At 54.3% G+C, this 219-nt stretch carries 1 tRNA gene; it reads right to left on the reverse strand.

Annotated features, from left to right (window positions below):
- Nucleotides 1–124: 124 nt before the first annotated feature.
- Nucleotides 125–199, reverse strand: a tRNA-Glu gene (locus H9X86_RS12350).
- Nucleotides 200–219: the final 20 nt, after the last annotated feature.

A 219-nucleotide genomic window follows, 5' to 3' on the forward strand; every position in this document is an offset into this window, starting at 1 on the left:
CCCAAAAGCACTTGGGCTCCATCGGCAAACCAACGAAGTGTTTGTCGATGGAAATGAGAAAGCAACGAAGGGAGTGAGCTTTCACGCTGGCGTGGAAGCGAATGATCCGCAGTTTGCTTTCGAATGGTGACCCGTACGAGAGTCGAACTCGTGTTTGCGGCGTGAGAGGCCGCCGTCTTAACCACTTGACCAACGGGCCATCGTCGTCACAAGCTGCAT

The organism is Pseudoflavonifractor capillosus (genome assembly GCF_016902575.1).
Lineage (GTDB): Bacteria > Bacillota > Clostridia > Oscillospirales > Oscillospiraceae > Enterenecus > Enterenecus capillosus_A.